At 70.0% G+C, this 20,938-nt stretch carries 21 protein-coding genes; 8 read left to right on the forward strand and 13 right to left on the reverse strand.

Features of this window, described 5'->3' with window-relative positions:
* Together rho and HNV26_RS23530 are read left to right on the forward strand one after the other, a co-directional pair.
* Positions 1–1,494: transcription termination factor Rho (gene rho / locus HNV26_RS23525; protein WP_253816951.1), on the forward strand; the 1,494-nt coding region annotated here is incomplete at its 5' end.
* 25 nt (positions 1,495–1,519) lie between these two features.
* A complete protein-coding gene (locus tag HNV26_RS23530; protein ID WP_171441404.1) occupies positions 1,520–1,834 on the forward strand; it encodes a hypothetical protein in 315 nt (104 codons plus the stop codon).
* 3 nt (positions 1,835–1,837) lie between these two features.
* On the opposite strand, the gene HNV26_RS23535 is transcribed toward HNV26_RS23530, so the two are convergent.
* The 4 genes from HNV26_RS23535 to HNV26_RS23550 all read right to left on the reverse strand — a co-directional run bounded on the left by HNV26_RS23535 (position 1,838) and on the right by HNV26_RS23550 (position 4,919).
* The gene (locus HNV26_RS23535; protein WP_171441405.1) at positions 1,838–3,064 is read right to left on the reverse strand and encodes an AI-2E family transporter; all 1,227 of its coding nucleotides are present in this window, start codon (positions 3,062–3,064) and stop codon (positions 1,838–1,840) included.
* A gap of 119 nt (positions 3,065–3,183) precedes the next feature.
* Positions 3,184–3,642 (reverse strand): hypothetical protein, encoded by a 459-nt coding sequence (locus HNV26_RS23540; RefSeq protein ID WP_171441406.1) that lies wholly within the window; start codon positions 3,640–3,642, stop codon positions 3,184–3,186.
* A 15-nt stretch (positions 3,643–3,657) separates the two neighbouring features.
* On the reverse strand, positions 3,658–4,146 hold the full coding sequence (locus HNV26_RS23545) for a hypothetical protein (RefSeq protein ID WP_171441407.1): 489 nt from the start codon (positions 4,144–4,146) through the stop codon (positions 3,658–3,660).
* A gap of 17 nt (positions 4,147–4,163) precedes the next feature.
* On the reverse strand, positions 4,164–4,919 hold the full coding sequence (locus tag HNV26_RS23550) for a glutamine amidotransferase (RefSeq protein ID WP_171441408.1): 756 nt from the start codon (positions 4,917–4,919) through the stop codon (positions 4,164–4,166).
* Between the two features lie 204 nt (positions 4,920–5,123).
* Between HNV26_RS23550 and HNV26_RS23555 the strand changes: the two genes are divergently transcribed.
* A complete protein-coding gene (locus tag HNV26_RS23555; RefSeq protein WP_253816952.1) occupies positions 5,124–6,587 on the forward strand; it encodes a glutamine synthetase family protein in 1,464 nt (487 codons plus the stop codon).
* Between the two features lie 23 nt (positions 6,588–6,610).
* On the forward strand, positions 6,611–7,795 hold the full coding sequence (locus HNV26_RS23560; RefSeq protein ID WP_171441438.1) for an iron-containing alcohol dehydrogenase: 1,185 nt from the start codon (positions 6,611–6,613) through the stop codon (positions 7,793–7,795).
* A 53-nt stretch (positions 7,796–7,848) separates the two neighbouring features.
* Here HNV26_RS23560 and HNV26_RS23565 read toward each other — a convergent pair whose 3' ends face one another.
* From HNV26_RS23565 to HNV26_RS23600, 9 genes are all read right to left on the reverse strand, one after another.
* The gene (locus HNV26_RS23565; protein ID WP_171441409.1) at positions 7,849–8,424 is read right to left on the reverse strand and encodes a hypothetical protein; all 576 of its coding nucleotides are present in this window, start codon (positions 8,422–8,424) and stop codon (positions 7,849–7,851) included.
* A 202-nt stretch (positions 8,425–8,626) separates the two neighbouring features.
* The gene (locus HNV26_RS23570) at positions 8,627–9,505 is read right to left on the reverse strand and encodes a hypothetical protein (RefSeq protein ID WP_171441410.1); all 879 of its coding nucleotides are present in this window, start codon (positions 9,503–9,505) and stop codon (positions 8,627–8,629) included.
* Between the two features lie 164 nt (positions 9,506–9,669).
* Positions 9,670–11,520, reverse strand: coding sequence for an ArnT family glycosyltransferase (locus HNV26_RS23575; protein ID WP_171441411.1), 1,851 nt, complete (start codon positions 11,518–11,520; stop codon positions 9,670–9,672).
* Positions 11,517–12,467, reverse strand: a complete 951-nt coding sequence (locus tag HNV26_RS23580; protein ID WP_090490207.1) for a hypothetical protein — start codon at positions 12,465–12,467, stop codon at positions 11,517–11,519. Before HNV26_RS23580 ends, HNV26_RS23575 begins: the two co-directional genes overlap by 4 nt.
* Positions 12,454–12,966: a hypothetical protein gene (locus HNV26_RS23585; protein ID WP_171441412.1), complete on the reverse strand. Its 513-nt coding sequence runs from the start codon at positions 12,964–12,966 to the stop codon at positions 12,454–12,456. The genes HNV26_RS23580 and HNV26_RS23585 overlap by 14 nt, the downstream gene beginning before the upstream one ends.
* A 58-nt stretch (positions 12,967–13,024) precedes the next feature.
* Positions 13,025–13,978: a CarD family transcriptional regulator gene (locus tag HNV26_RS23590; RefSeq protein WP_171441413.1), complete on the reverse strand. Its 954-nt coding sequence runs from the start codon at positions 13,976–13,978 to the stop codon at positions 13,025–13,027.
* Positions 13,979–14,060: 82 nt separating this feature from the next.
* Positions 14,061–14,267: a hypothetical protein gene (locus tag HNV26_RS23595; RefSeq protein WP_011555575.1), complete on the reverse strand. Its 207-nt coding sequence runs from the start codon at positions 14,265–14,267 to the stop codon at positions 14,061–14,063.
* A gap of 88 nt (positions 14,268–14,355) precedes the next feature.
* A complete protein-coding gene (locus HNV26_RS38580) occupies positions 14,356–14,862 on the reverse strand; it encodes a hypothetical protein (protein ID WP_253816953.1) in 507 nt (168 codons plus the stop codon).
* Positions 14,765–16,618, reverse strand: a complete 1,854-nt coding sequence (locus HNV26_RS23600) for a serine/threonine-protein kinase (RefSeq protein ID WP_366816930.1) — start codon at positions 16,616–16,618, stop codon at positions 14,765–14,767. Before HNV26_RS23600 ends, HNV26_RS38580 begins: the two co-directional genes overlap by 98 nt.
* A gap of 324 nt (positions 16,619–16,942) precedes the next feature.
* Here HNV26_RS23600 and HNV26_RS23605 point away from each other — a divergent pair, with 324 nt between their 5' ends.
* The 4 genes from HNV26_RS23605 to HNV26_RS23620 all read left to right on the forward strand — a co-directional run bounded on the left by HNV26_RS23605 (position 16,943) and on the right by HNV26_RS23620 (position 20,929).
* Positions 16,943–17,767, forward strand: coding sequence for a hypothetical protein (locus HNV26_RS23605; protein WP_171441439.1), 825 nt, complete (start codon positions 16,943–16,945; stop codon positions 17,765–17,767).
* 109 nt (positions 17,768–17,876) lie between these two features.
* Positions 17,877–18,536, forward strand: coding sequence for an SRPBCC family protein (locus HNV26_RS23610; RefSeq protein WP_171441415.1), 660 nt, complete (start codon positions 17,877–17,879; stop codon positions 18,534–18,536).
* A gap of 8 nt (positions 18,537–18,544) precedes the next feature.
* On the forward strand, positions 18,545–18,898 hold the full coding sequence (locus tag HNV26_RS23615; RefSeq protein ID WP_011555571.1) for an ArsR/SmtB family transcription factor: 354 nt from the start codon (positions 18,545–18,547) through the stop codon (positions 18,896–18,898).
* Between the two features lie 225 nt (positions 18,899–19,123).
* Positions 19,124–20,929: an acyl-CoA dehydrogenase FadE gene (locus tag HNV26_RS23620; RefSeq protein ID WP_171441416.1), complete on the forward strand. Its 1,806-nt coding sequence runs from the start codon at positions 19,124–19,126 to the stop codon at positions 20,927–20,929.
* Positions 20,930–20,938 lie beyond the last annotated feature (9 nt).

The raw sequence follows: 20,938 nt of genomic DNA on the forward strand, positions 1-20,938 counted from the left end.
GCCCGCCGCACCGCCGCCCGCCGCGACGAAGAGCCCGGCGCCGAGGTCGAGGAGGCCCCTGCCGAGCCGCCCCGTCCGGTGCTCACCCCCATCTCCCGCCCGGTGCGGGACGACGACCTCCAGGAAGCGCGTATCTCCGGCGAGTCAGAAGAACCGGCCGCCTCCCTGCCGCCTCCTCCGGAGTCCCCTGAGACTCCCGCCATCACGGAAGTCACCCGGGATGGCGAGCCCATGCAGGTCATCAAGCTCAATGACCTGAAGCGGATGAAGATCACCGACCTCTCGAAGATGGCCCACGACGTGGGCATCGAGGGGTACCAGGGCCTGAAGAAGCAGGACCTCATCTTCGCGCTGCTGGGCGGCATCGCCGACAAGCGCTTCGAGGTCCACGCGGAGGGCGTGCTGGAGCTGCTCAGCGACGGCTTCGGCTTCCTGCGCAGCGCGGACAGCGACTACCAGCCCAGCCCGGACGACATCTACGTGTCCCCGTCGCAGGTGCGCCGCTTCAACCTGCGCCCCGGCGACACGGTGACGGGCCCCATCCGCCAGCCCCGCGAGGGCGAGCGCTTCTTCGCGCTCCAGAAGGTGGACAAGGTCAACTTCGCGGACCCGATGTCGGACGCGGCGCGCGAGCGCATCCTGTTCGACAACCTCACGCCGCTCTATCCGACGCGCAAGCTCAAGCTGGAGCATGAGTCGTCGGAGATGACCACGCGCATCATCGACATGTTCTGCCCCATCGGTCTGGGCCAGCGCTGCCTCATCGTGGCACCGCCGAAGGCCGGTAAGACGGTGCTGCTGCAGAACATCGCGCACGCCATCAGCCGCAACCACCCGGACGTGTACCTCATCGTGCTGCTCGTGGACGAGCGCCCGGAAGAGGTGACGGACATGGAGCGCAGCGTGCGCGGCGAGGTGGTGTCCTCCACCTTCGATGAGCCCGCCACGCGCCACGTGCAGGTGGCGGAGATGGTCATCGACAAGGCCAAGCGCCTGGTCGAGCAGAAGTACGACGTCTGCATCCTGCTGGACTCCATCACCCGTCTGGCGCGCGCCTACAACACGGTGGTGCCCGCGTCCGGCAAGATCCTGTCCGGCGGCGTGGACGCCAACGCGCTCCACAAGCCCAAGCGCTTCTTCGGCGCCGCGCGCAACATCGAAGAGGGGGGCTCGCTGACCATCATCGGCACCGCGCTCATCGACACCGGCAGCCGCATGGACGAAGTCATCTTCGAGGAGTTCAAGGGCACGGGTAACTCCGAAATCGTCCTGGACCGGAAGCTGATGGAGAAGCGCATCTTCCCGACGCTGGACATCAACAAGTCCGGTACGCGCAAGGAGGAGCTGCTGCTCGGCCCGGGCGACCTGGTGCGCATCACCGCCCTGCGGCAGGTGCTCCACCCGTTCACCCCCATCGACGCGATGGAGTTCGTGCTCAAACACATGCGGCCCACCCCGTCGAATGCGGACTTCCTCGGGTCGATGAACCGGTAGAGATTGTCCGAGCAAGGAGTATCCATTGCTCAGACACGGACGTTTCCGCCTGCTCACCCTCGTGCTGGGGGTGACGCTGGGCGGTGGTGGAGTGGGGTGTGACGGTTTGGGAGACCTGCCACTGGGGGACGTGCCCCCGGTGCTGTCCGACAAGACCTGTTACACGGACGACGACTGCGTGGCCGACGCGTGCTGTGGGCTGGGGACCGCCGTCACGCACGCGGACGAAGGCCCGACGTGTCGCGGCCCCTGTACCAGTGGCTGCCCGGAGGGCTCCATCGACTGCGGGCGTTGCATCCCCACCTGCCGTGAAGCGCGCTGCGCCGCCGCCTGCCAGTAGGGCTCAGGCGGCGGGCGGCTGACGCTCAGCGGGCAGCGGTCCGGTCGTGGCCAGGGCCACCGCGGGCGCGGGCTGGGCCTTGAGCCGTGCGTAGTCGAAGCACGCCACCAGGACGGACGCCACGGGCACCGCGAAGAGGGCCCCCACCAGCCCGAAGAGCCGCTCTCCGGCGATGAGGGAGAAGGCGACGATGACGGGGTGCAGGTGCGCCGCCTGCCCCATGATTTTGGGGTTGAGGAAGTACGCCTCGACCGCGTGGATGCCGATGATCCACGCGAGAATCGCCAGCCCCTTCTGGAAGCCGTCCGCCAGCGCGATGAGGACGATGGGCACCGAGCTGAGGATGGTGCCGAAAATCGGGATGAGGCTGAAGAAGGTGGCGATGGTCGCCAGCAGGAACGCGAACTTCACGCCGAACAGCAGCAGTCCCATGAACGTCAGGATGCCGTTGACGATGCAGATGGTGACCTGCCCGCGCACCACGCCGGACAACGAGCGGTCGATGCGCTCCAGCAGCTGCCGCGCGTCGGTGGCGTACTCCGGCGGAATCAGCGTGCCGAAGTAGTTGCGGATGGCCTGCGCGTCGATGGAGAAGAACGCGGCCACCATCAGCACGAAGAAGAGCATGAAGACGCCCGCGGCCACGCTGGTGACGATGCTGCGGGACACGTTGACGATGTCGCCCAGGTTCTCCTGCGCCAGGATGGACACGCGCTTCACCGCGTCCCCCAGGAACTGCTCCAAATCCAGCGCGAACCCGAAGGTGCCGTTGCTGCTCCCCGCGTCCGCGCCCTCCAGCGCGCGGTTGGAGAGCGCCACCGGAATGCCTCGTGTGCTGAGCCACGTCTCCGCGCGCTGCGCCAGCTCCTGGACGTGCTCCGGCGTGAGCGTGTTGGCGAACGTCACCGCCTCACGGCTGACGCGGGACAGCTCGCGGTAGAGCTGCGGCACCAGCGCGACGATGAAGAGGTACACGCCCACGAAGAAGCCGGCGTAGATGAGCAGCAGCGCCGTCCAGCGCGGCACCGGCCGTCCAGCCACCTTCACCCGGGAGATGCGCCCCACCAGCGGCTGCACCAGGTAGGCGATGAGCGCGGCGCCGGCGAAGGGCATGACCACCGAGCGGAAGGCCAACAGGACCAGCGCCAGGCTCAGCCACAACACTCCCAAGAGGAGCAGGCGCTTGCGTCGGTTGGCGGAGGCGGTGGTGTCCGAAGGCTGCTGCGACATGCCGTCTGGCTTACGGCAGTGCCTTCCCGGTGACAAGGGCCGCCACGCGAGTCGCCTGCCCGCGTCCTGGGAGGGGGATGGTGCCTGTTCAACATTTCACCGGGTCACCCGGCGGCGGCTCAGGCGCCAGGCACCGGGAAGGCGCCGAGCTTTGACTGGAGCCGCTCCAGGCAGTCGCGCATGTGCTTGCGCTTGACGCGGCCCTCGGTGGCCTCGCCCAGGCCCAGCATCTGCTCGGTGAGCCAGCGGCTGAGGAGCAGCAGGGGCAGCCGGTCGCCCGGCGCCAGGCCGCGCTCCAGGTAGCGCTTGTTGCGCATGTAGTCGTCGTAGGCGTCCGTTTCGCGCGCCAGCTCCCACTGCGCCAGCCGGAAGGCCTCCGCGTAGACGGCCCGGGACGGCCGGGGCCGGGGCTCCGTGAAGAGCGGCGCGAAGTGGCCACCGGTGTCCAGGTCCAGCTCCTCGACGGGCGGCGGCCACTGCAGCAGGTCCTTGTGCAGCAGCTTCGCCACCTCTTCCAGGAGGTGTTCCAGCAGGGAAATCGGTTTGAGGTCGAAGAGGTGGTCCCAGCGCGACGCCATGGCTTCTTCTCTACCTCAAATGCCGGCGTCGGCCGTGCCCGCGTCGGGGACGCCCGCGTCACCGTCGCCCGTGCCCGCGTCGGTGCCGCCGTCGTCCGTGGCCAGGCCCTGGCAGCAGGCGGGCACCTGCGCGAAGTAGAGCGCCGACTGGGAGCAGGACACGCGGATGTCGCGGCGGTAGGCGCTGCAGCCGGTGACGAAGCGGTCGCTCCCGCAGGTGGGCGGGGCCGCGGTCGCCGGGTCGCAGGACTCCAGGGTGACGGCGCACACGGCGCGAGAGCGGTAGAAGCGCGCGTCGTTGCGGTCGCCGGGGACGACGGTGCACGTCGTGCGCTCGGTGCACGCCTGGAGGATGGGGCCGCTGGAGCACGGGCCCACCGTGCACTCCGGCTCACAGTTGAGCGCTTCCGAGTCGTCACAGCGGGGCGCCTGGGTGCACAGGTCTTCCGAGCACGCGGTGGTGAGCAGGGCGAGGAGCAGGGTCGGCAGGGCAAGACGGGACACGGAGGGCCTCTGTCAGGTCAGGTGAAGCGCTCGAGGAAGTTCAGCAGGATTCTGCGGCCCGCGGGAGAGGGCGTGAGGCCCGCCAGGAGCTGACGGACGTATTCGCCGGGCGCGGCGCCTCGCGCCACGGAGTCCCGCTCCAGGTCCTCCCGGCGGGCCTCGATGACGGCGCGAAGGGCGTCCACGCCGGCCTCTGGGTGGAACTGCACGCCGCGCACGGTGGGGCGGAAGGCCAGTGCCTGCGCGGCCGTGTTCGCGTTGCCCGCCAGCACCAGCGCGCCGTCGGGGATGTGGGAGACGATGTCCTCGTGCGTCGCCTGCGCGATGAAGCGCTCCGGCACGCCGTCGAAGAGTGGGTCCTGCTTGCCGGCCTCGGTGAGCGTCACCTCGACGCTGCCCGTCTCGCGCCCCTGGGGATTGCGCGAGACACGGCCGCCATACGCATGTGCCAGGAGTTGCTGGCCGAAGCACACGCCCAGCACGGGCGTGCCCCGCTCACCGGCCTCCACCATGAAGTCCGCGGCGCGCTGCATCCACGGCTCGAGCGCCGTCACCGACAGCGGCGAGCCCGTCATCATCACCGCGTCGTAGCCATCCGCGCGCGTGGGCAAGGGGGCGCCCCGGTGCGCGAGCACGAGGTCGAAGCGGTAGCCGGACAGTCCGATGGCTTGCAGAAACCACCGGTCATAATCGCCGACGGAGACGCGCACGGCCTCGGCCGCGTCACCGGCTTTCAGCAAGAGGACGTTCTTCACCGCCGTAGGTTGCCGCATCGCGTCCCCATTCCTACCGTGTCGTGCCCCGCGTGTCCGTTCCTGGCCAGTCGCAGTGGAACGCGCCCGTGTGCTTCGAGGTACCCACATGACCGGCGCCTGTTGGCTCACCTTCTCATTTCTCGTCTCCAGTCAGCGCATGGCCGGGCGGCGGGGGGAGCCCCAGGTGTCGGGCGTTTCCAGCAAGAGAGGGGGAGTGAATCGATGCCGACCCGACCCAAGGCGAAGGTCCTGACCCACCCTGCCATGGCTCGCCGGGTTCGCGGCAAGGCATCGCGTGCTCCGGCGCGAGGCCCGGCGGCGCGGGACGCGGCGGGCATGGACACGCTGCGCCGCTGGCTGGAGGAGAAGGGCGTCCAGAAGGTGAAGGTGGGCGCGGTGGACGTCGATGGCGTCTGGCGCGGCAAGTACATCTCCCTGGAGAAGTTCCTCAGCGCCGCCAGGGGCGGCCTGGGCTTCTGTGACGTCGTCTTCGGCTGGGACTTGAGCGATGACCTGCTCGACAACACGCAGGTGACGGGCTGGCACACCGGCTACCCGGATGCCCACGCGAAGGTGGACCTGTCCACCGGCCGCGTCATTCCCTGGGAGCCGGACACCGCGGCGTTCCTGCTCGACTTCGAAAACCCCGATGGCACGCCTTTCGAGGCGAGCCCCCGGCAGCTGCTCCAGAAGGTGGCCGCCCGCGCGCGCTCGTTGGGGTACCTGCCGCGCTTCGGCGCGGAGTACGAGTTCTTCATCTTCAAGGAGCAGCCGCAGAGCCTGCGCGACAAGGACTTCCAGGGGCTGACGCCGCTGACGCCGGGCATGTTCGGCTATTCGTGGCTGCGCACGTCGCTCAACGCGCCGCTGGTGCATGCGCTCATCGACGGGTGCAACGCCTTCGGCCTGGGCATCGAGGGCTTCCACACGGAGACGGGGCCGGGCGTCTTCGAGGCGGCCATCCGCTACGACGACATCGAGAAGTCGGCGGACAAGGCCGCGCTCTTCAAGACGGTGGTGAAGGAGATTTGCGCCCGCCACGGCGTCACCGCGTGCTTCATGGCGAAGGTGGACGCGAAGCTGCCGGGGTGCTCGGGGCACGTCCACCAGTCGCTGTGGGACTTGGACGGGGAGCAGAACCTCTTCCACGACGCGAAGGCGCCCCACGGCATGAGCAAGCTGCTGCGCCACTACATCGGCGGGCAGGTGGCGCTGATGCCGGAGCTCACCGCGCTCTACTGGCCCACCATCAACAGCTACAAGCGCAGCGTGGAGAACACCTGGGCGCCCACCACCGTGACGTGGGGCCTGGAGAACCGCACCACCGCCATCCGCGTCATCGGTGAGAGCGCCAAGGCGATGCGCCTGGAGTACCGGCAGCTGGGCGCGGACATGAACGCGTACATCGGCATGGCGGTCAGCCTGGCCGCGGGCCTGTGGGGCATCGAGAACGAGGTGGAGCCCCCCGCGCCCTGCGAGGCCAACGCCTACGCGAAGAACGACGCGCCGCCCTTGCCCCGCAACCTCAAGGACGCGGTGGCGCTGCTGAAGGGCAGCGAGCGCGCGCGGGAGTTGCTGGGCGACGGCTTCGTGGACCACTTCGTGCGCACGCGCGAGTGGGAGGTGCGTCAGTACGAGCGCGCCGTCACCAACTGGGAGTTGGAGCGTTACCTGGAGCTCGTCTGATGAGCGCAAATGAGGCCGCCGCCATGAAGCCGTTCGACATTCCCTCCGAGCCGCGCGTCACCGAGATGGCGTGGCCCACGCGCATCGTCTTCGGCGCCGGCGCGCTGCTGCGCCTGCCCGCGCAGGCCCAGCGTCTGGGCATCCAGCGCCCGCTGCTGGTGACGGACGCGGGCGTGGTGAAGGCGGGGCTGGCCGCGCGCGTGGCGGACGTGCTCGAGACGGCGGGGTTGGCCAGTGAAGTCTTCGACCGCGTGGAGCCCAACCCCACCGAGCGCGACGTCTTCGCGGGCCTGGAGGCGTACCGGAGCCACTCCTGCGACGGCATCGTCGCGCTGGGGGGCGGCAGCGCCCTGGACGCGGGCAAGCTGATTCAGCTCCTCACCACGCACGCGCCGCCGCTCAGCCGCTACGACGACGCGAAGGGCGGCGACCAGCACGTGCGCGACGACCTGCCGCCGCTCATCGCGATTCCCACCACCGCGGGCACGGGCTCCGAGGTGGGGCGCTCGGGCGTGGTGACGCTGGAGGACACGGGTCGCAAGACGGTCATCTTCAGCCCACACCTGCTGCCGCGCGCCGCCATCTGCGACCCGGAGCTGACGCTGGGGCTGCCGCCGGGCATCACCGCGGCCACGGGCATGGATGCCTTCACCCACTGCCTGGAGGCCTACCTGGCCAATGGCTTCCACCCGCTGGCGGACGCGGTGGCCATTGACGGCATCTACCGCGTGGGCCGCTCGCTGGAGACGGCGGTGCGCGACGGCAAGGACCTGGCCGCACGCACGGACATGATGGTGGCGGCGATGGAGGGCGCCATGGCCTTCCAGAAGGGCCTGGGGGCCTGTCACGCGCTGGCCCACGCGCTCACGCCCGTGTCCAACGTGCACCACGGCCTGGCGAATGCCATCGTCCTGCCCGTGGTGATGGAGTTCAACCGCGCGGTCTGCACGGCGCGGCTGGCTCGGGTCGCGGTGGCGCTGGGGGACACGACGCAGGCGCGCGAAGAGGTGCTCGCGGGCAACGCCATTGACCGGGTGCGCAAGCTCAACGCGGCGGTGGGCATTCCCTCGCGGCTGCGCGACGCGGGCGTCCAGGAGAAGGACCTGGAGCGGATTGCCGAGAAGGCCTTCCAGGATGCCTCGCACCTGAGCAACCCGCGGAAGGTGTCGCAGGCGGACCTGCTGGCCCTGGCGCGCGAGGCCTACTGAGCCGCCGCACGCCGGGGAGGGAGACTCCCCCGGCGCGCCGCTTCAGGCATGGCTCAGGGCGCGTCGTCCATGGCGCCCATGCCGCCGCCCTCGGTGCCACCATCCGACAGCACCGGGGCCCCCGTGCCCTCCGGTTCGGTGTCGCCTCCCGCGCCCACCACGGTGCCCGTCACGGGCGTGCCGCCTTCCTCGGGAGTGAACTCCAACGTCTCCACGAACACGCGGCCAGGCAGGCGCAGGTCCATGGCGTTGATGCGCTCCTGGCTCCGAAGCTCGTAGAGCTGCTGCGCCACCGGGCCCGCGGGGATGCGGTCGTCGGAGAAGAAGATGTACATGCGGACCTTTCCCTCCTGCACGGGGATGCGGAAGCTCGTGTGCGCCACGGGCTTGTTCGCATCACAGCGGATGGAGCGGTTCTCCCGCGTCAGCGTGAGCTGCCGGATGACGCCCTTCTCGGACACCGTGTACAGCATGCAGTAGGGAAGCTGGCCGTCGGAGGGGATGACCTCCACCGTGGCCCCGCCCGTCTTCCGCAGCTGGGCCCGCGTGGGCCTGTCCGTCGACTTCTTCCCATCACAAGCCGCGCCACACAGCGCGGCCACCGCCAACAACCCAGTCCAGCGCCTCATGTGTCCCTCCCGGGGGTGGAAGAGCCTTCACCTGCCTCCCTCCAGCCTACTTCGGAGCTTCGTCCTGAGGGGAGGTCAGGGGTTGTCCTGTGACAGGTCGCGCCCGCTGCAACGACCGCCAGTGCACACCGCGACCGGGCGGGCGCGCCCATGGGCGGCGTCATGTCCTCCGCGCGCGACGTGGGCGCGCTCCTGACGGGCCTCAGGGACAGCCGGAGCTGACCTGGAGGGCGTCATGGGCCATCCACCCGTTGCGCTTCGTTCCCGTGGCGGCGATGACGTAACCGTAGAGGAATTTCATGGTGCCGGACTGCTGACGGTAGCGTCCCGCGCTGTCCTGGACCCACAGGGGAATGTCGATGGACGGCACGCCGTGCTCGGTGGGGACGTCCAGGCGCTGGAACTTCGTCCCCGCAGGGAAGTGGTCCACCGCGGGCCCGCCCAGCGCGAAGCCCGGCACGTTGAAGACCAGGTTCACCGAGCGCAGGCCGTTGGCGCGCACCAACGGCAGGTAGTCCCCGGCCCGCTCGTGCGTCGCCGTGCTGTCGTAGACGACCTTCTTGAATTCGAGCGTGGTGTCGTGCCAGTCGCGCACCGCGTAGCAACCCAGGTTGCCCAGGCCCGCACCCAGCGCGGAGACGTGGCCGACCTTCTGCTCGAAGGAAGTGCTCCCCAGGATGCTGGAGATGGGCAACCACCCGGCGCTGGAGTTGGACGTCGACACCGCGAAGGCGTGCTTCTCACCCGCGAAGGTGCGGGTCTGGCCATAGTTGAAGGCCGCGCTCGTCCGCGTGTTGGTGCCTACCACCGTGCCGTGGCCGTCCCGGATGGGAACGCCTGTCACCAGGCCCCAATTGTCGTCCTCGGGCGCGTTGGTGGGGACGCGGTTTCCACCGGACGCTTGCAGCTTGCAGTTGTAGGGGCTGACCAGACAGTAGGTGCCATTCACACCGGAGAACGCCGCCTGCTCCCGTGAAGCAAGGGCCTCGGCCGGACTGGAATCGGCTGGGGACGGTGCCTCACCTCCACAAGCCGAGGCCACGAGCGTTGCTGCGATGAATGCAGGGAGTGGAATTCGCATCGTGGGATGGGAATTCGACGGGATTTGAGAACGCAAGTGAGCGGCTGTGCGAGCTTGTCGGAGGAGGGAGGGGAAATGGTCAATGACAGACACATTCCTCTCGCCGCCGCCCGCTGAGCAGCCTTTCTGGGGGACGGGCTCACGGCGCCAGGGATTTCGAGGGGCTACCGCGTCGGCGGCCGGACGTAGACGACCACCTGGGGCGTCTCATCCAGGTAGAGGCCCGTCACCGGCGTGCGCGTGCCGAAGGCCTGCCACGTGAGGAACTCGTGCTCGCGGAACTCCTGGTGGTATTGGTACGCGACGATGTCCGCGTCCGCCGGGCTGCCCACCGCGCGCAGGTCCTTCCGCAGCATGCCGTTGCGCTGGTAGTCGCGGAACGAGCCGCCGTGCACCTCGTGCAGGAACAGGCGCGCGCCCTGCTTCGCGTTCGCGTTGATCCACGGCAGCACGCCGGTGACGTGGCTGGACCAGAACTGGCGCTGCATGCCCAGCGTGGCCGCGCCCGGCAGCCCTCCCGCCAGCTCCGAGTACGCCGCCGTCCCGTAGGGGAACACGCGCACCGAGTACACCAGCGCGGGGGCCAGCAGCACCGCGAACACCACCACGGCCACCACGGCCCGCGGCAATGAGGGCCACTTCACCTTCAGCCGCTCCCACAGCGCCGTGCAGCCCCGGGCCACCGCGGCGCCCGCGAGGATGCCCAGGAACACCATGGACGGGAACCAGTGCTTCACCCCGCCGAAGTGCGGCACCTGCGGGTGGCTGATGATGAGGATGGACGCCACCGCGTTCACGCACACCAGCGCCTCCGTCATCGTCACCGGGCGCTCCACCCACGCGCGCGTCCGCGTGAAGGCCCCCAGCACCATGCGCGCCACCAGCGCCGCCAGGCCCGTCACCATGGGGACGAAGAGGCTGGTGGGCACCGTCAGCGCCGTCTTCACGACGACGTAGGCGAGCGGGAAGGGCGGCTCGCGCAGCAACTGGTTCAGATAGAACCAGGCGTAGTGGTTGTGCTTGGCGTGGAAGGCCAGGTACCACGCGGTGCGGTCCACCGGCTGGTGCCACAGGTAGGGCCAGTGCAGGTAGAAGATGACGGGCCCCAGCACCGCCATGGCGGCGATGGGCACCAGCGCGCGCGTCACCTGCGCGTTCACCTTGTCCACGCCCTTGAGCACCCATGCGCCGCCCACCGCGAGCCCGGCGAACAGCAGCGTGTGCGGACTGAGCAGCAGGAACTTCCGCTGGAAGCCCTCACCGCCGCCCAGCGACAGCACCAGCAGGCCGTAGAACACGGCCACCGCCGTGAACACGCCCACGAAGCGGCCCAGCCAGGCGCGAGCCTCCGGCTGACCCTCGCTGGCGCTGTAGGCGCGCCACAGCGCGAAGGGGGTGAGCACGAAGGGGAGGAACAGCGCGTTGTGCTTGGTGGCCAGCGTCAGGCCAAAGGCCACGCCGCACCACAGGCCCCAGCGCACGTCCTCCATGGCGCGCCAGAAGCAGTACACGACCAGCAGCCACATGGCGGCCACAGGGACGTCGAAGCACGCCATCTCCGCGTTGAAGTACTGCCGCGGCACCAGCATGAAGGCGAAGGCGGCAAACAGCCCCGCGAGGCGGCCGTACATGGCGCTGCCCAGCAGAAAGGACAGCGCGGGAATCAGCGCCGCCATGGCGAAGGCGGGGAGGCGGAACGCCGTCGCCGAGCGCATCCATCCCAGCTCCGTGTGGAAGAGCAGGTGGCTCAGGCCGAACAGCGTCTTCATCAGCACCGGGTGCTCGTGGTTGTAGTCCCACGCGCGCACGATGGCCGCGTCCGTCAGCGCCCGGGCCGGTGACTGGAAGAGCTGCCGGAACCAGCTCGCGTAGCCCTCCGCCGCGATGAAGTAGACGCTTTCGTCGCGCGTGTAGCCCACCGCGGACTCCGTCAGCCACAGCGCCGCGAAGGCCAGCACCCAGAGGGCCCAGGCCAGGAACTTCTCGTCGCGCGTGGGGGCGCGTCCTTGCATCATCCCCGCACTCCCACTTCGGGCTCCACGGCCAGCACGTCCAGGCACACCTGCCGCCGGTCCGCGTTGTCCGCCTGCACCCAGACCTTCACCGTGTGTGGCGCGCCCTCGGGGAGCCGGACCTCGGCCTTCTGCACGCCCTCCAGGCCCGGCGGTATCGCCAGCGACAGCAGCCGCGCGCCGTTCGCCGCGTCATCCACGCCCAGGTGCGTGGTGGAGAAGCGCGAGTCCTTGGGGAAGGCGTGCTCGAAGATGATGCCGCCCTCCAGGCGCAGGCCCAGGCCACCGGGCACGCCGTCCAGCTCCGCCACCAGCCGCTGCTTGCCGCCGGGCGCGTGCATCCACAGGCAGCGGCGCGGCTCGTAGAGGATTTCGTGCCACTCCGGCGCCACGTACAGGTGCGCAGGCCCGGGGCAGCGGTGCACCTTGCCGTCGAAGGGACAGTCACGGCGCGTGCCATCCGGCTGCTCCAGGTACACGCGGGCGCGCGCATAGGCCTCCGTGGCGGTGAAGCGCCGGGGCCGGTGCCGGCCGTTCTCATAGAGCGCCAGCGTCAACGTGCCATGCCTCGACGTGGCGCCCACCGCGCGGCGGCCACGCAGGAAGGTTTCGAGGAAGCCCGCCTCGTCCGAGCGGGGCAGCTCCGGCTGGCCCAGCACCCAGACCCGTGGGTGCGCGGACAGGTCATCCTGGTCCGAGCCCAGGTAGCCGTACACCGGCAGCGTGGAGGGGACGAAGATGCGGGCGCGCTCCGTCCACCACGGAAAGAGCAGCACCGCGTCGCCGGGCTGGGCTTCCGCCTGGAGGCGCTCCGCCACCGCGCGGTAGTCCGCCTCCGATGGGAGGCGGCCGGGCAGGCGCAGGTGGAAGAGCAGGCACAGGAACGCGACCAGGAGCAGCCCCCCCAGCTCCACGAGGGGCAGCGCGCGCGTGATGCTAGGACTTCGCAAGGCGAATCTTCTGCTCGCTCTTTTCGCGGCAGAAGGTGCAGAAGATGGCTTCACCCTGGGCGAAGGACGGCGTCCAGGGCGGGTACATCGAGCAGCGCGGGTCCAGGCAGTGGTGCAGCTCCCACAGATGCCCCAGTTGGTGGAGCGCGTGGCGGGAGACGGTCTTGAAGGCGCTCTCCAAATCCTTGTGCGGCGCGATGGTGAGGATGGCGCGGTCCTTCCCCTGGCGCGCGAAGCCCGCCGTGGGCGCCACGCCGCTGGGAAGCTCGCGGTCCTTCAGCTTGCGCGTGGTGAGGAGCAGCACCTTGTCGTCCTTGTAGGAACGGATGCCCTTCACCTCATCAACCAGCTTCTCCGCATCCAGCGGCTCGGACATGCCCGCGGGCACCTCCACGCTGCCGGAGTGCTCACTGCCCACGCCGAACGCCGTGTAGAGCGTACGGTTGAACTTCGCGAGCTGCTTGTCGTCGAAGGGGTCCAGCGTCACGACGCGAATCACGGGGCGTCACCTCGGCGGGAGGGCCTCATGTGCAGAGGCCCGTCGGTCCATGGGGCTGTCAGCTCTCACCCTCGGGCGGCTTGACCTTGGGCGGACGGCCGCGCTTCTTCGGCGCGGCGGGCGGGGCGCCTTCCGCCTCGGGCGGCTTGGGCTTGGGCGGACGGCCGCGCTTCTTCGGAGCAGGGGGCTCGGCGCCCTCTGCCGTGGCTTCCGGCTTGGGCTTGGGCGGGCGGCCGCGCTTCTTCGGAGCGGGGGGCTCGGCGCCCTCTGCCGCGGCTTCCGGCTTGGGCTTGGGCGGACGGCCGCGCTTCTTGGGGGCGTTCTCCTCGGAGGCCGCGGCCTCTTCGGACTCGCCTTCCTCGCCGGAGTCCTCCTCGGACGGCTCGGAGGGCTCCTCGTCGGACGGCAGGTCCAGGTCGCCGTCCAGGCCCAGCAGGTCGCTGTCCAGGTCCAGATCGCCTTCCTCGCGCTGGAACTCGGCGGCGGTGCGCTTGGGGCGCTCGCGGCCGGGCGGGAAGAGGACGATGTCGATGGCGTCCTCGGCGTTGACCTCGGCGGTGCCCAGCGCGGCGGCGACCTCCGTCACCAGCAGGTGCCGGGCATTGTCGTAGAGCTCGCGCTCCTTGGTCGGCAACGGGCGCAGCTCACTGAGAACCTGGAGCCCCTTCACCACCTCGGCCAGACCCATGATGCCGCCTTGGGTCATCCGGTCCAGGTTGGTGCGGGCTCGCTGCTTCCAGTCGAGGTCGGCCTTGTCGCTGTCCGAGCGGAGGAAGGTGAAGATGGCCTCCACGTCCTCGGCGGATGCGACCTTGCGCACGCCGATGGCGAGCACCTTGCCCTCGGGGACCATCACGACGGCGCCATCCTCTTCGCGGCGCATCGTGACGAAGGTGAGCTTCTGTCCCGCCACTTCCTTCATATCAATGGCGGAGACGCGGCAGACCCCCTGGTTCGGATAGACGACCCGGTCGCCAACCGCGAGCTGGAGTGACGCGGACCCTTCAGGCATGTCCCCCTCACGGGTGTGGTTGATGGGCTGAACGTCGGAACAGGCCCGGGCTTAGCACCGAGCCACGTCGGACGCCACGAGTTTACCGGTGGATTGCCGCCGTGCGTGCGTCCGTTTGCTGAACCCTGAGGAGGTTGCCCAGCACCAGCTTCTGCCGCGCGTCCAGCGCCGCCTCGACCTGTGCATCCGTTGGCTCCATCCCGTCCACTCCCGGCCGGGCGTCCACGCGCGCGGCCATCCCCAGGGTTCCCATCAGGCCGAACACGGCCACCGCCACCAGCTTCTTCATGGTGAGTCCTCCGTGGCGCCCAGGGTAGGGGGCAGCCTCCGGTGATCAACTTTTCGGCAACAGGACGCTGCACCGCTGTAGCGGCCCGTTACCGGGTGGGCGCGGGAGCGTGAGGCCCTGGTGGGGGAGCGGGCGAGGTGCCGGGCGCCGCCACGGGCGACACCTCCAGCACCAGGCTGCCGGTGTTGTCGGCCAGGTGGTCGTCGGGGAACGCGAGCTGCAACCAGGTGGCGCCCCGCAGGCGCAGGGGGCGGCCCACCTCCAGCAGCGTCAGCAGTCCGGACGCGGTCTCCGGGCCCTCGCCGGCGCCGTACAGGCCCAGCACGCGGCCCACCGGCCCCCCGTCGAAGCCCCGTGTGCGCGCGGACTCCGCGGTGTCCCGCAGCACGACGTCGTAGTGCGTGTCCGGCGCCAGCCCGCGCAGCAGGAAGCGGTCGACGCGCGACAGCTTCACCGCGTGTGTCCGGGCGTCCACCCGCAGGGTGGTGACGGCGCCGTCATTGTCCCATTCGCGCACGCGGACCATCAGCGTGCCGTGGTTGTCCGTGCGGTTCGCGTCCAGCAGGAAGACGTGGAGGCGCGAGGCGTTGCGCACCAGCCGCTCCTCGCCGTCCAGCACGCCGAAGGACTCGCGTGCCGCCAGACGCGCGTCTCCCTCCAGGAAGTACCCGGCGTGCTCCACCATGCTGGCATGTCCCAGCGAGGCCCATCCCTCCACCCGGACGCTGTAGGTGCGCGACGGGTCCAGCCGCATCTGCGCGGTGGAGAGGTAGGGCACGCGGAAGGCGTGCACCACGCTGGACAGGGACATCTGCCCGGCGGGCATGGACGGCCAGGGTGGTGCCGCGCTCGGCGCGCACCGTCTGACTCCACGCCACCATGCCCGGGACCTGGACCTCCAGCAGGTGCTCCGCGTCCGCGGGGAGCTGCGTGAGCAGGGCGGGGGTGCGCGCGGTCTGTTGCTGGCCGTTCACCCGGATGGCGGCGCCTGGGGGAGAGGAACTCAGCTCCACGGAGAAGGTGCCCGTGCTGTTCGACACCAGCAGGGCCAGCGTGGCTGTCAGCGCCACGATGATGGGCGCGCCCAGGGTGACGGCCCGGGGCATGCTCATCGTCCGCGATGCCGCCGCGTCCAGGGGCGGGACACCGGGCTCGGGCGGCGCTCCCGGGCCGGGCAGCGCGGGGAGCGGCAGCGTGGTGCGCTCCCTCCGCCCTTCGACGGGCGCGGGGGACTGGGAGGGGGGCAGCTCGAACTCGGCGATGGGGGTCCGCTCCTCCTCATCATCACCCGGCAGCTCGCGGACGGGCGGCGCCATCTCCCGGAGGGCGCGGCGCTCCAAGGGGGACTGGGTCCACCGGGCCATCTGCGCCAGGAACTCCCGGGGCAGCAGCACGGGGCGACCTTCGCCCACCAGCTCCGCCTCGAAGAGGTAGCCCATGAAGTGGGCGCGCGCGCTGGAGGACACGTCGGGCGCGGCCGTGTGGAGGTGGCGTGTGAGGGCCTCGGCGAAGGCCTCCGCGGTGGCGTAGCGCTGCTCGCGCTCCACGGCCAGCGCGGTGAGCAGGATGCGCTCCAGCGCGGTGGGGATGCCTGGGTTGAGGTCGCGGGGCCGCGGGAAGTCGCCCAGGGCGAGCTTGCGCAGCACGTCCGGCATCTTCCCTTCGAAGGGGAGGCGGCCGCACAGCATCTCGTAGATGACGATGCCCGCGGCGAAGATGTCCGAGCGCGCGTCGGGCTCGCGCCCGCGGACCTGCTCCGGCGCGAAGTAGGTGTACTTGCCCTTGAGGTCGTGCGCCACCGGCTCGGCGCTGCCGGCCAGCCGCGCCCGCGCGATGCCGAAGTCGACCAGCTTCACCTGGCCTTCGTAGCTGAGCAGCACGTTCTGCGGGCTGACGTCGCGGTGGACGATGTGGAGCGGTCGGCCGCGTTCATCCAGCCGCGTGTGCGCGTAGCCCAGCCCTTCCAGCATCTCCACGGCGATGAGCAGCGCCAGCGGCTGGGGCAGGGTGTACATGCCCTTCTCTCGCGCGCGCCGCATGACGCTCGACAGGGTGCGGCCGTCCACCCACTCCATGGCGATGAAGTACTCGCCGTCCACCTCGCCGAAGTCGAAGACCTGGGCGATGTTGCCGTGGCTCAGCCCCGCCGCGATGCGGGCCTCGTTGACGAACATCGACAGGAAGGCGCTGTTGCCCGCATAGTCCGGGAGGATTTTCTTGATGACCACCGGCTTGGTGACACCCGCCGCCGCTGTCATCCGAGCGCGGTAGATCTCCGCCATCCCGCCCGTCGCGATGCGCTCGAGCAGCTTGTATTTACCGAAATGAAGCCCTTCGGAAAGCTGCTGCACGTTCGTTCCGGCTCCTTCGGGTGCAGGTGGCCGCTGCGCCAAGGGGGCCCGCGCTGTCTTGGCAGGGCCACCTGAATGTATCATGGGGTAGGTAAAACGCCATTACGGGAAAAATCCGTTGACTGTGATTCGGTGGTGGGTGTGTCTCTTCCTACGTCTCATGACATCCGCCGCCATGGCGATGCCCGAGGTGTCGTGGGTGCCGGGGGCCAGGGCCGGGCGCCGAAGGATGCCCGCTCGGCGCGCCACGTATCGATGCGTCATCAGCAGCGACGTTGGGTGGCGGCCACTTGGCGGGAGCGCCACGTGAGGGCGGTGCGGGGCATGCATGTGGCCACCCTGGCGCTCGCCGCGGTGCTGCTCGTCGTGGTGGGCGCCGGCTGCCGTGAGGAGACGCAGGCCGAGCCGCTCAAATCACTGAAGCCCGAGCCCTTGCCCTCGCTCACCGTGCCGGGCGAAGCGGCCCCGGAAGCACCGCGCCCCGCGTCGCCATCCGAAGTCGAGGTGGCGGGCCCCGTCCAGGGTGAGCCGCTTCCTGCGTCCGCGCTCCGGGTGGCGCTGGCGGGGGAGCGCGTGCGCGTGGGGGAGGAGACCTTCGAGCCGGCGCGCCCGGATGACGCCGCGCGGCTGGCGCAGCGCGTGACAGGGCACACGGTGTTGGTGGTTCCGGACGCGGACACGTTCCTGGTGCAGACGTCGGAGCTGTTCACCGTGCTGCGGGACTCGGCGGAGTCCGTGTGGCTGGCGCACCCGGATGGGCCCGTGGCCTATCCCGTGGTGCTGCGGGACGAAGCGGGCTTCCGCGCGTGGCTGGAGGAGGTCGCGCCGGGCAAGCTGCGCATCATCATGCGCGCGGACGGCTTCGAGTTGACCACCAGCGTGGGCAAGTTGCCGGGGCCGGATCCAAATGGTCCGTCGGTGCCGGTGCGGGCGGGGCGGCAGGACATCGTCACGCTCCGCCGGGGCCTGGGCTTGCTCAAGGGGCGCTTCAAGACGTCCGAGGACATCTGCCTCGTGCCTTCGTTCGGCACGGAGGTGGCGCAGGCGGCGCGGGCGCTCGGCGGAAATTTCACCGCGCCGGGTGAGCCGCTGTTCGACACCCTGTGCTTCGTCTACCCCACGCCGCACAAGGCCCCGGACGGAGGGTGAACCCGCTGTGTGGAATCCACCGTGGCCGCGCGCTCGTGTCCTTGCATCGAGCGTTGACATCTTTCATGAGTCGTCACTTATATAAGTGCAGGCTTATTTTGGAGGCGACATGATGGATGTGAAGCGGTACCTGGGGGCCGTCGTGCGGGAGGTGGAGAGCCGTGAGCATGAGGGCAAGCCCGCACGGGTCGTCGTCGCCACGCGCGATTACGACACGACGGTGGAGGACCTCTGGGACGCGCTGACCAACCCCGAGCGCATCCCTCGCTGGTTCCTCCCGGTGTCCGGCGACCTGAAGCTGGGTGGGCGTTACGAGCTCAAGGGCAATGCCAGCGGCACGGTCACCCGTTGCGAGGCTCCGCGGCACCTGGGGTTGACGTGGGAGTTCGGAGGGACGGTGAGCTGGTTGGAGGTCATCCTGGCCAACGCGCCTGGCGGTGGCACCCGGCTGCGGCTGGAGCACATGGCCCATGTGAGCCCCTTCTGGGACGACTACGGCCCTGGCGCGACCGGCGTCGGCTGGGAGCTGGGGCTGATGGGCCTGGGCCTGCACTTGGCGTCCGGCGGCGCCGCTGTCGACAGCGCGGCGGTGGAATCCTGGACGGCCTCGGACGAGGGCAAGGCGTTCATCACGGCCAGCAGCGAAGGCTGGGGCCAGGCGGATGTGACGCGGGGAGAGGACGCCGCGGCGGCGAAGGCACGCGCGGCGCGGACGACGGCCTTCTATACTGGAGCGCCGCCGCCCGACGTGCGGCATCCGGGGACCTGATGGCCACGATGCATGCCTTCGACGTCCTGGGTGAGCCGGTGCGCAGACGGATCCTCGAGCTCCTGGCCGAGGGGGAGCGCCCCTCTGGCGAGGTGACCGAGTCCATCCAGGCGGAGTTCGGCATCAGTCAGCCGGCGGTCAGCCAACACCTGAAGGTGCTGCGCGACAGCGGCTTCGCGGAGGTTCGCGCCGAAGGGACCCGCCGCCTCTATCGCGTCGACCCGGCGCCGTTGCAGCAGGTCGACGCGTGGCTGGAGCAGTTCCGCGTGTTCTGGACCCCGCGCCTGGAGGCGCTCGCCACCGAGGTGGCGCGGGGCAAGCGGGCTCGGGCCAAGGCCGACAACGAAGGCGGCGGTCCGTAGCCAGGCGTGCGCGGTGTCCAGGACCGCCTGCTTCGGCTGACTTGAAGGGCACCGCTCGCCCCTTCGCTTGCGGGAAGGCGCTGCCTGCCGGACAGCGGACCTCACCTGAAGCGAGGCAGGGCAGTGGACTGGCGAGGACTCGCCGGCTCTTCGCGGGCGACTTCCAGCCGGAGGATTAGATTCAGGCCCCAGGGCGGGGTGCGCTCGCCCGCTGGAGGGAGACTCATGGATGCCGCATCCAAGGCCACTTCGCAGCAGGGGCTTGCTCCCGGGGGCGCGTTCCTCTTCGAGGAGGTGGGCTCGGCCCGCATCCTCACGCCGGAGACCTTCACGGAGGAGCAGCGCCTCTTCTTCAAGACGGCGCTCCAGTTCTCCCGCGAGCAGGTCCTCCCCCTGTCCGAGCGAATCGAGGCCAAGGACAACGCGCTCCTGCGCCAGTTGCTGCGACAGGCCGGCGAGCTGGGCCTGCTGAGCGTGGACATCCCCGAGGCCTACGGGGGCACTGGCCTGGACAAGACGACGTCGCTGCTGCTGGCGGAGGCCATGAGCCTCAACGGCTCATGGTCGGTGACGTTCGGCGCGCACACCGGCATCGGGACGTTGCCCATCGTCTGGTTCGGCAACGCCGAGCAGAAGGCGAAGTACCTGCCGAAGCTGGCCACGGGGGAGTGGGTGGCGGCCTATGCGCTCACGGAGCAGGGCAGCGGCAGTGACGCGCTGGGTGCGAAGACGAAGGCGGTCCGGTCCCCCGACGGCAGGCACTGGATTCTCAACGGCTCCAAGCTCTACATCACCAACGCGGCCTTCGCGGACGTGTTCATCGTCTTCGCCAAGGTGGACGGGGACAAGTTCACCGGCTTCATCGTGGAGAAGGACACGCCCGGCCTCACCGTGGGGCCGGAGGAGCACAAGATGGGCATCCGCGGCTCCTCCACGTGCCCGCTCTACTTCGAGGACGCGCGCGTCCCGGTGGAGAACCAGCTGGGCGAGGTGGGCAAGGGCCACAAGATTGCCTTCAACATCCTCAACTACGGCCGCCTCAAGCTGGGCGCGGGCGTGCTGGGGGGCATGAAGCTCCAGCTCCAGAACGCGCTGCGCTTCACGCAGGAGCGCAAGCAGTTCAACGCGCCCATCGTCCAGTTCCCGTTGTCACGCGAGAAGCTGGCCCGCATGGCCGCGCTCGTCTACGCGGTGGAGAGCATGACGTACCGCACCGCCGGGCTCGTGGACGCGCGCCTGGGGCAGGGGGACAAGGACGCCCCGGGCTACGAGGCGCGCCTCCTGGCGGCGGTGGAGGAGTACGCCATCGAGTCCTCCATCATGAAGGTGCACGGCTCGGAGTCCTTGGGCCACCTCGTGGATGACGCCGTCCAGCTCCACGGCGGCGCGGGCTACATCGAGGAGTACCCGGTGGAGCGCTCGTACCGCGACGCACGCATCAACCGCATCTTCGAGGGCACCAACGAAATCAACCGCATGCTCATCACCGGCATGCTCCTCAAGCGCGCGGTGAAGGGAGACCTGCCGCTGTTCGCCATGGCCGGCGACGTGGCGGAGGAGCTGTCCCGGGGCGAGCGGCCCCGCGCGCGCGTGCAGGACGCCCTGGCCCCGCAGGAGGTCGCCGCCGAGGCCGCCAAGCACCTGGCGCTCCACGGCCTGCGCGTGGCGGCGGAGACGTTCGGCCCGGAGCTGGAGCAGCACCAGGAGGTGCTCGCGGCCCTGTCGGACGTGGTGATGGACGCCTTCGCCCTGGACTCCATGGTGACGCGCACGCGCCAGGTCGCCACGTCCGGCGCGTTGGACCCGGTGCGGGTGGCGATGACGCAGCTCTACGCGCTGGACGCCATCCCCCGCGCCTACGACAGGACGCGCCGCGCGCTGTGCGCCACGTTGAAGGGGGACGCGCTCGCCCAGGAGCTCGAGCGCCTGGGCACGCTGGACGTCTTCACGCCGTATGACCCGGCGGCGCTGCGGGAGACGGTGGTGGTGGCCCTGGAGTCCGCGGGCGGCTACCCCCTGGGCGCGGTGTAGCCCGTGGGG

The organism is Myxococcus xanthus (assembly GCF_013116825.1).
GTDB lineage: Bacteria > Myxococcota > Myxococcia > Myxococcales > Myxococcaceae > Myxococcus > Myxococcus xanthus_B.